The 1,505-nt window shown below is 67.8% G+C and carries 1 protein-coding gene; it reads left to right on the forward strand.

Annotation, left to right across the window (positions count from 1 at the left end; genetic code table 11):
• Nucleotides 1-2 precede the first annotated feature (2 nt).
• Nucleotides 3-1,499: a CoA-acylating methylmalonate-semialdehyde dehydrogenase gene (locus tag EPO51_RS08245; protein ID WP_293348570.1), complete on the forward strand. Its 1,497-nt coding sequence runs from the start codon at nucleotides 3-5 to the stop codon at nucleotides 1,497-1,499.
• Nucleotides 1,500-1,505 lie beyond the last annotated feature (6 nt).

Here is a 1,505-nt window from a genome sequence, read left to right on the forward strand (position 1 = left end):
CCATGCGAGAGATCACCCACTTCATCGATGGCGCGGCCTATGCGGGCGCGTCGGGCCGGTATGGCGACGTGTTCAACCCCAACACAGGGGAGGTGCAGGCGCGGGTGCAGTTCGCGACGGACGCCGAGGTGGACAAGGCTGTGCAGTCGGCGCTGCGGGCGCAACAGACCTGGGCCCTGGTCAATCCGCAGCGCCGGGCGCGGGTGCTGTTCGAGTTCAAGCGGCTGATCGAGCGCGACATGGACGCGCTGGCCGAGATCCTGTCGAGCGAGCACGGCAAGGTGATCGCCGACTCCAAGGGCGACATCCAGCGGGGCCTGGAAGTCATCGAGTTCGCCTGCGGGGTCCCGCACCTGCTGAAGGGCGAATACACCGAGGGCGCGGGTCCCGGGATCGACGTCTATTCGATGCGCCAGCCGCTGGGCGTGGCGGCGGGGATCACGCCGTTCAACTTCCCGGGCATGATCCCGATGTGGATGTTCGGCATCGCCATCGCGGTGGGCAACAGCTTCGTCCTGAAGCCGTCGGAGAAGGACCCGACGCTGCCGGTGAAGCTGGCCGAGCTGATGATGGAGGCCGGCGCGCCCAGTGGCGTGCTGAACGTCATCCATGGCGACAAGGCCGCCGTCGACGCCCTCCTGGACCACCCGGACATCAAGGCCGTGAGCTTCGTGGGCTCCTCCGACATCGCCCACTACGTCTATTCCAGGGGCACGGCGGCCGGTAAGCGGGTCCAGGCCATGGGCGGGGCCAAGAACCACGGGCTGATCCTGCCCGACGCTGACCTGGAGCAGGCCACCAAGGACATCATCGGCGCCGCCTACGGCTCGGCCGGCGAGCGCTGCATGGCGCTGCCGGTGGTGGTGCCGGTCGGCAAGAAGACCGCGGATGAAGTCAGGGAGAGAGTTCTGGCCGAGCTGGAGACCCTGAAGGTGGGGATCTCCACCGACGCCCAGGCCCAGTACGGCCCGGTGGTCTCCGCCGCCCACAAGCAGAAGATCTCCGACTACATCCAGCTGGGCGTCGACGAGGGCGCCGAGCTGGTGGCCGACGGGCGCGGCTTCAAGCTGCAGGGCTACGAGCAAGGCTTCTTCATCGGCCCCAGCCTGTTCGACAACGTCAAGAAGGGCATGACCACCTATCACGAGGAGATCTTCGGCCCGGTGCTGCAGATCGTCCGCGCCGAGAGCTTCGAGGAGGCCTTGGACCTGCCCAGCTCCCACCAGTACGGCAACGGCGTCGCCATCTTCACCCGCAACGGCCGCGCCGCCCGCGAGTTCGCCGCCAGGGTCAACGTCGGCATGGTCGGCATCAACGTGCCGATCCCCGTCCCCGTCGCCTACCACTCCTTCGGCGGCTGGAAGCGCTCCGCCTTCGGCGACGCCAACCAGCACGGCATGGAGGGCGTCCGCTTCTACACCAAGACCAAGACCATCACCGCCCGCTGGCCCGAAGGCGCCGTCGAGGACTCCGCCTTCGTCATCCCCACGATGCAGTAGCGTCCG

This window comes from Phenylobacterium sp. (assembly GCF_004297125.1).
Classification (GTDB): domain Bacteria; phylum Pseudomonadota; class Alphaproteobacteria; order Caulobacterales; family Caulobacteraceae; genus Phenylobacterium.